This window comes from Actinomycetospora rhizophila (genome assembly GCF_042657905.1).
Lineage (GTDB): Bacteria > Actinomycetota > Actinomycetes > Mycobacteriales > Pseudonocardiaceae > Actinomycetospora > Actinomycetospora rhizophila.
The window spans coordinates 109,717-117,133 of record NZ_JBHSKG010000021.1 but is presented as its reverse complement, the minus strand read 5'-3'; the positions used below and the strand labels follow the sequence as shown (position 1 = coordinate 117,133).

Here is a 7,417-nt window from a genome sequence, read left to right as displayed (position 1 = left end):
AGCATGTCGTTGACCGCGGCCCGCGCCGGATCAACCTCACCACCATCCCGCTCGCCGGCCATGGTCATCTGTGTACTCCGTCCTCGTCAGAGACGATCTTGTACACAGCCCATCTGACAGGCTCCACCGAGTCCGGCACGCTGAATCTGTCGGGGCTGGATCTGCCGCTTGATGCCGGGGCGTTGTCGGTCGCGCACGTCGAGGCGCTGGTGTTCCGGGCGAAGGCGGCGGGGCATCCGGGTCTGATCGACACCATCCGCGCGGATGTCTATCTCGCGCTGCTCAGCCCCCGCCCGCGCGGGTGGGACGACGACGCGCTGGTCGCCCACGTGGTCGCCCACGCCGCCCCGGGCGATCCCCGCGGGCGCACCACCCCGCGCCACGTCGGCGCCGAGGGCCCCGGCCCGGGCGGCGGCACCCCCCGCAGCGAGCGCGGCACCGACGACCCCGCCGACGACCAGACACCCCACGGCCCTGCGCCCGATCGCCCTGCGCCCGACGACCCCGACGATCGGGCCCCCGGCGTGCCGGCGGCCGACGGACCGTCCGACGTGCCGCCCGACGGGTCTGCCGCAGGCGGCGGGGCCGCGGCGGGTGGGTCGCGGAGTGCGCGAATCGAGATGCGGATCGGGCTGCTCACGCTGCTCGGGCTCGACGAGAAGCCCGGCACGATGCCCGGCTACGGGGTCGTGCACGCTCCGTTCGCACGGCAGTTCGCCCGCCAGCTCTGCGGCGCGGAGTGGCGGGTCGCGGTCACCGACGACGAGAGCCACCTGATCGCCGCGCTGGTCACCCGACGCCGACCCCGCGGCTACGCCACCACCCCACAGCAGCCGACGATCGCCCGCCCGGTCCTCGAGCTGCACATCAGCCAGGCCGAGCTCGCCCGCCGGCTGCGCGAGCCCGGGACGTGGGGCGAGGTCCTGACCGACCTGCGTGACCAGCTCCGCGCCTGGACCGGCCCGCCGACGAACCCCGAGGAGGCGCGGCGCCGGTTCCCGTCCGCGGCGCTGGCCCGCTGGATCCGCTCGCGTGACCGCACGTGCGTGTTCCCGCCGTGCCGGACGTCCTCGCTGGTCGCCGACATCGACCACACCCTGGCCGTCAACCACGGCGGGATCACGGTCGAGCACAACCTCGACCCCGTGTGCCGCCACGACCACCGCCTCAAGCACGAAGCCGGCTGGCACCTCGCCCAACCCGCCCCCGGCCGGTTCGTCTGGACCAGCCCCACCGGCCACACCTACGACCGCCCACCCCGACCGGTCAGACCGGACCTCCCCGACCCCGCCCCCGGCCGCCACCGGTCGGCCACCACGCCCGCCGAGCTCGCCGGCGACGAACCCGTGTGGATCAACGATCCCTACCCCGACGGCCCGCCCAGCAGACCACCGCCGCGGGCGGTCGACGATCCGGAAGGCGACGACGAGCCGCCCTTCTGACGGGACGGGACCGCGCGTCTCGCCGCGGTGGCGCGCGCCTTCCGTCACGATGCCGATCGAGACACCCGGCGCGACCCCTGATCCGGGGTCGGCCGGGTACTCGTCGTGCCTGCCGACCGTGCGACGCGTTGACCCCGGGGGACGTTCCCGGGCAGGCGAAACGCATCCCGGGCTGAGCCCCGGGCCGATTCGGCGGCCGACTCAGCCGGGCCGGCTCAGTTGGGCTGACTCAGCCGACCAGGCGCTCGGCCAGCCGCGAGGCGGTCGAGCGTCGGCGGTAGGCCGCTCCGGCCACGACGGCGCCGGCGACGGCGCCCGCGCCGAGCACCGACGGCACGCCGATCTTCGCGGCCTTGCGTCCCGACCGGAAGTCGCGGATCTCCCAGCCGCGCCGGCGGGCCATGGCGCGCAGGTCGGAGTCGGGGTTGACGGCCACGGCCGTGCCGACCACCGAGAGCATGGGGGCGTCGTTGACCGAGTCGGAGTAGGCCGCGCAGCGCCGCAGGTCGAGGCCCTCGCGCGCGGCGAGCGCCCGCACGGCGTGCGCCTTGGCGGGCCCGTGGAGGAGCTCGCCGACGAGCCGCCCGGTGAACACGCCGTCCTCGCTCTCGGCGACCGTGCCGAGCGCCCCGGTGAGCCCGAGGCGGCGGGCGATGATGCGGGCGAGCTCGAGGGGCGTGGCGGTGACCAGCCAGACCCGCTGACCCGCGTCGAGGTGCATCTGAGCGAGCGCCCGCGTGCCCTCCCAGATGCGGTCGGCCATCAGCTCGTCGTAGATCTCCTCGCCGAGCGCGACGAGCTCCGACACCGACTGGCCGGCCACGAACGACAGCGCCTGCTCGCGGTGGGCCCGCACGTCGTCGGGGCTGCCCTCGCCCCCGAGGCGGAACTTCAGCTGCTGCCAGACGAAGCCGCGCAGGTCGGAGCCCGAGAAGAAGTTGCGCGCCGCCAGCCCGCGCGCGAAGTGGAAGATCGACGCGCCCATCATCATCGTGTTGTCGACGTCGAAGAACGCGGCGGCGGTGAGGTCGGGCGGCACCCGTGACGACGGCGGCGCGCGGTGGATGTCGGGGGCGTCGGCCGACGCGGCGGCGGCCGCGGGCCCACCCCCGGCGAGCTCCCCGTCGGGGGCGCCCTCGGTGGTGACGTCGCCGGGCGCGGACGGGTCGGTGGTGGGTCCGGCGCTCTCGGGCACCGTCTCGAGGAGCTCGGAGGCGGTCGGCTCGCCCAGGGCCGCGTCCTGCAGCGCGGGATCGCGCAGCGCGGCCTCGGCGGACGCCTCGCCCGCGAGCCGTGACGCCTCCCGCTCCGCCTGCAACCGGCGCTCGCGCCGTCCTGCCACCGCCGGACCCTCCCGTCGTGTCCGTCCCGGGACCCGCCGCCGGGTGCGGGACGGAACTGATCGACCCCGGCGCGGTGCGACTTTCACCCTAGACGGGAGCCCCGACCGCGGGGGCGGGACGGCTCAGCCGAGGCTCAGACCGGGCAGCCCGGGCAGGAGCGGCGGGACGTCGACCTGGGGAAGCAGCGGCACCGGCAGCGGCACCCGCACCGGGTCCGGCGAGCCGCGCTCCTCGCCGCCGGGCAGCAGGCCGTCGACCGGCCCGGAGTCCTCGTCGGCGTCGCGGCTGCTGCGGCTCGACGACTCCTCGGTGGAGCTGCTGCTGCGCGAGGTGGTGGTCGTCGTGGTGGTCGTCGTGCTCGAGGTGGCCGTGCTGGCGGCCTCGGTGCGCTCCGGCGACGGGGTCGCCTGCTGGCGCGAGGTGTCGCACTCGCGCGAGGGCACCGGGCCGAGGTCGTCGGTCTCGGCGCCGGTCTGGCAGCGGGTCGGACCGCCCAGCGCGCTGGCCCGCTGGCCGAGGCGCTGGAGCATCTGCTGGGAGTCGCTGGCCGCCGCGCGCCCGTCACCGTCGAGCGAGGGGCTGAGCGTGTCGAGGCGGGACGACTGCGAGCGGGCCCACTCCGCGAGCTCGGCGGGTCGCGGGCCCGAGGGCTGCGACGCGAGCGGCAGGATCAGCCGGGAGCCGGTGCGCGCCTGCTCGCCGAAGGCCCGCAGGTTCTCCAGCACGAGCGCGGACTGCTCGGGGCCGAGGCCCGCGGCCGCGGGACCGGTGCCGGCCGCGGTGGTGGTGTCGCGGGCGATGAGGTCGGAGACCTCCTCGAGGCGGGTGGCCGCGAAGTCGAGGTGCCGGCGGCCCTTGGCCTCCTGGCCGCTGGTCAGCCCGATCTCGGCGTTCTCCGAGGCCCGCTTGACGCCGTAGAGCATCTCGCCGGGCAGCGAGCCGCGGCTCAGCAGCACGGTCAGCGCCCCGAGGAGCAGGATCGCGCAGGCGCCGGTGACGAACGACGACAGGACGCGCGAGGTGGAGCGCCGCGTCGCGCGGCCGGCGGGCCGCCCGTCGGCGGGCCGGGTGCGCCCGCGCCGCTGCTCGCCCGCGGTGCGGCCGGTCCGGCCGGCCCCCCGACCGCCGGCCGGACCGGTGTCCGGGGTGCGCAGGACGCGCGTGCTCTCCCGCGGGGTCGCGGTCGGCGCCCCGCCACCCGTGATCTCGGCCATCACCGCGGCGCGCATCCGCGCGCTGGTGGCGGGGTCGGGGCCGGCGGCGTCGCGTCCGGCGGCGCGCAGGGCGGCGGTCAGCTCGAGGTCGCGGGCGAGCTCGTGATCGGTGGCACCGGCCGCACGATCGGGACGCGCCGGACGCCCGGTGGCGTCGCGCTGGTCCCCGACGCGAGCGAACCGCTCGTCGTCACCGTCGTGCCCGCTCGACATGCCGTCCGTCCTCATCGTCCGCGCGTCACGGTCCGTACGCGCCGTGCTCGTCGCAGGGGCAAACGAACGGAGGGGCGACCGGTTACGACGATGCGGTGTGCGGTTCGAACCACATCGATGTGACTCACCGCAGCCCCTCGGGCAACAGTTGAGCGAGACGACGCACCGCACGGTGCTGGAGGGCCTTCACCGCGCCCTCGTTGCGGCCCATGATCTCGGCGGTCTCGGCCACCGAGAGGCCCTGGAGGAACCGCAGGGCGATGCACTCCTGCTGGTCGTCACCCAGGCGCGCGACGCATCGCAGCAGCTCGGCGTGGGTGGCGCCGGCGATGACCTCGGACTCCGGGCCGGGCCGGAAGCTGCTCGGCGCGACGTCGGCGACCTCGGCGGTGGAGCTCTCCAGCCGGTAGCGACTCGACTTGACGTGGTCGAGCACGAGGTTGCGGGCGATGGTGACGAACCACGCACCGATGTCGCGGCCCTGGTAGCTCACCGACGTGATCCGGCGGTAGGCGCGGACGAACGTCTCCTGGGTGAGGTCCTCGGCCGCCGGCCGGTCGCCGAGGCGGAAGAGCACGAACCGGAAGACGGTGTCGTGGTAGCGGTCGAAGAGCTGCCCGAACGCCTCGGTGTCACCGTCCTGCGCGGCCCGGACCAGCGCCCACCCCTCGGCGGTCGCGCCGTTGTCGTCGGGGAGGTCGTCGGGCAGGTCGTCCGGGACGTCGTCGGGGTCCTCGTCGAACCCGTCCTCGGCCGGCCGCGTGTCGTCGGGCAGCGGCTGGGGGCCGGCGAGGGTCGCGGTGGGGTCGCCCGGCGGCTGCATCGGCACGGAGGTCGTGGCGGCGGCGTCCGGCGGGGCCGGCACGTCCGGGGGTACCGGGGGGAGCGGACCCGTGCCGTTGCGGCGGGGCGCGGGCGGGGCCTGCGGCTCGGGCTGGGGGACGCCCATCGGCGGCGTCGGCCGGCCCGGGCGGGTGTGCCCGTTCGGGGAGGGGCTCGGGGGCTCGGCCGACGGCGGGGCCGACGGCGGGGGCCAGGTGTCCTCGCGCCGCCGCTGCGCCGGGTAGAAGGGCGCGGTCGGCGGGGCCCCGTGCGCGCGCGCGTCGATGACGGGGTCGGGCGGGGTGTCGGTGCCGGTGGCCAGCCGCGACCGCCCGGTCGTGCCGGTGCCGTGCCCCCGACCGCCCCGCGCCGGCACGTGGCCGGACCCGGGCTCGTCGGCGGGATCGGGTGCCGCGCGCCTCACGGCGCTCCGGGCGGTGTCGGGGGGACACCGGGCACCGGGAGGGCGGGCGCAGCGGAGGCGGCGTCGCGCGCGCACGTCCGGCCGTGACGGCCGGCTGCGTCGGACATGCCCTCTCCCTCGATCGCCGTCTCCCGATCCGGATCCCCCGCGAGGGGGCGTCGACGGGGGAGCATACGTGCGGCGTGAGTTGCCCCGTCACCGGCGCGCCCCCGCCGGACCCGACCCTCTCCGACCTGCACCGACGGTGCGACGAGCGGCCATTCGGGCGTATCCCGGGGCTCCGCGTGGGGCCCCGGCGACCGTGGGAGACTGCCGCCGGGCGGGGCACCGCGGGGGTGTCGGAGGGAGGCGACGAGCCGGTGGCGGACGAGCGGTCCGACGAGCGGGCGACCGCGTCGGTGGGCGGTGCGACGGGCGGTCGTCCGGAGGCCGGTCCGGGCGGGTCGGCGGCCCCGGAGGACGATCTCGTTCGGGTGGTCGTGCTCGTGCGGGCCGACTGCCGGACCTGCGATCGGATGGAGGGCGTCGTGCGCGAGCTCTGCGGACGCGCCGGCGAGGAGCACGCGGTGGTCGACGTCGACGCCCCGGGTGCGGACCCGGAGTGGCGCGCCGAGTACGGCGACCGCGTCCCGGTGACGCTCGTCGACGGGGTGGAGATCGCGTCCTGGCGGCTGGAGCCCGCCGACCTCGTCCGCGCCCTCGGCGGGGAGGCCCGGTGACCGCGCCCGCGCCGGCCGACGTGCCGATCCTGCAGACCGCGTCGTCGCTCGTCGTGCTCGCCGCCGACACCTACTCCTCGCTGCAGGCGCTGCCGTTCGGGGGCGGGCCCTCCGCCCCCGCGCCGCTGCGCGACCTCCTCGCCGCCGCGCTCGACGCCCTGGCCCGTGCCCGCACCGACCTCGCGACCGCCACCCGGCAGGCCGGCGGGCGGGCGCAGACGAACGCCGACCCGCGGTACACCCCGGTGGTCGAGCAGGCGCTGCCCACCGTGCGGGGCCCCGGCGACGTCGTCGGGCTCGCGCTGACCCTCGAGGACGTCCTCGCCCAGACGCTCGTCGCCGACGTCGTCGACCTCTCCGCCCCCGAGGTGCGCCGGACCGTCGCCGGGCACGCCGCCGCGGCGGCCCGCCGCAAGGCCCTGCTGCTGACCTTCCAGACGCTGCTGTCCACGGGGCGGGCCGAGCTGGTGGCCTCCCCGCCGGACCTGGCCGCCCTGCCGCCGGCGGCCGGCACCGTGGGCTTCCCCGACGTCCTCTTCCCGACCGAGAAGGCGTCGCCGGCGACCGAGGGGGCGGTCCGATGAGGCGCCGGTCCTTCCTGCTCGGTCTCGGTGCCCTCGCGGGCGCCGGAGCCCTGGCCGCCTGCTCGAACGAGGCGCCGGCCGGCGCGCCCCCCGCCGGGGCCCCGCCGGCACCCCCGACGACCACGACCACCGCGCCCCCGGCCTACGAGGGCGAGGCGGCGCAGGTCGCGCTCGGCGCCGCGGTGTCCGCCCTCGCCGGCGAGCTGCTCGGCCAGGCCGCGTCGGGCGCGGGGCAGGGCCGCTACGGCGCGGTGCCCGGCGCGGTGGCCGCGTACCTGTCGGGGGCGGCGGCCCAGCACGTCGCCCACGCCGAGGCGTGGAACCGGTTGCTCACCGTCGCCGGGCGGCCCGCGGTGGACGGCGCCCCGCTGTCGGTCGAGCCGGCGCTGCGCGAACGCCTGGACGCCGCGCGCGCCCCGGTCGACCTCCTGGGCCTCGCCGCCGACCTCACCGGCACGGTCGCGGCGACCGTGACCGCCATCACGGGGCGGGTCACCGAGGCGTCGGCCGTCGCCCTCGCGGCGGGCGTCGGACCGGTCGCGGCGATGCACGGCGCGACCGCGGACTTCCTGCTCGGGCGTCCGCCCAGCGCACCGGGGGACCCCACCGCCGGAGCGCTGGGTCCCGACGCGCTCACCGTCTGACACCCGCGTCCA

Annotated in this window: 7 protein-coding genes; 4 read left to right on the top strand and 3 right to left on the bottom strand. The window is 77.4% G+C overall.

The window, feature by feature from the left end; translation table 11 throughout:
- Nucleotides 1–1,442 (top strand): HNH endonuclease signature motif containing protein (locus tag ACFPK1_RS28605; RefSeq protein ID WP_465252233.1); only part of this gene is annotated, 1,442 nt, incomplete at its 5' end.
- 229 nt (nucleotides 1,443–1,671) lie between these two features.
- On the opposite strand, the gene ACFPK1_RS28600 is transcribed toward ACFPK1_RS28605, so the two are convergent.
- The 3 genes from ACFPK1_RS28600 to ACFPK1_RS28590 form a co-directional block, all read right to left on the bottom strand.
- Entirely contained in the window at nucleotides 1,672–2,637 is a 966-nt protein-coding gene (locus ACFPK1_RS28600; RefSeq protein WP_378024351.1) for an HAD family hydrolase, read from the bottom strand.
- 270 nt (nucleotides 2,638–2,907) lie between these two features.
- Nucleotides 2,908–4,212 (bottom strand): DUF5667 domain-containing protein, encoded by a 1,305-nt coding sequence (locus ACFPK1_RS28595; RefSeq protein WP_378024342.1) that lies wholly within the window; start codon nucleotides 4,210–4,212, stop codon nucleotides 2,908–2,910.
- A 124-nt stretch (nucleotides 4,213–4,336) separates the two neighbouring features.
- A complete protein-coding gene (locus ACFPK1_RS28590) occupies nucleotides 4,337–5,035 on the bottom strand; it encodes a sigma-70 family RNA polymerase sigma factor (protein WP_378024350.1) in 699 nt (232 codons plus the stop codon).
- Nucleotides 5,036–5,817: 782 nt separating this feature from the next.
- On the opposite strand from ACFPK1_RS28590, the gene ACFPK1_RS28585 reads away from it, so the two are divergent.
- The 3 genes from ACFPK1_RS28585 to ACFPK1_RS28575 are packed head-to-tail and all read left to right on the top strand — an operon-like array spanning nucleotide 5,818 to nucleotide 7,405.
- Nucleotides 5,818–6,177, top strand: a complete 360-nt coding sequence (locus ACFPK1_RS28585) for a glutaredoxin family protein (RefSeq protein WP_378024341.1) — start codon at nucleotides 5,818–5,820, stop codon at nucleotides 6,175–6,177.
- Nucleotides 6,174–6,761 (top strand): hypothetical protein, encoded by a 588-nt coding sequence (locus ACFPK1_RS28580; protein ID WP_378024340.1) that lies wholly within the window; start codon nucleotides 6,174–6,176, stop codon nucleotides 6,759–6,761. Before ACFPK1_RS28585 ends, ACFPK1_RS28580 begins: the two co-directional genes overlap by 4 nt.
- Nucleotides 6,758–7,405 (top strand): hypothetical protein, encoded by a 648-nt coding sequence (locus ACFPK1_RS28575; protein ID WP_378024339.1) that lies wholly within the window; start codon nucleotides 6,758–6,760, stop codon nucleotides 7,403–7,405. Before ACFPK1_RS28580 ends, ACFPK1_RS28575 begins: the two co-directional genes overlap by 4 nt.
- Nucleotides 7,406–7,417: the final 12 nt, after the last annotated feature.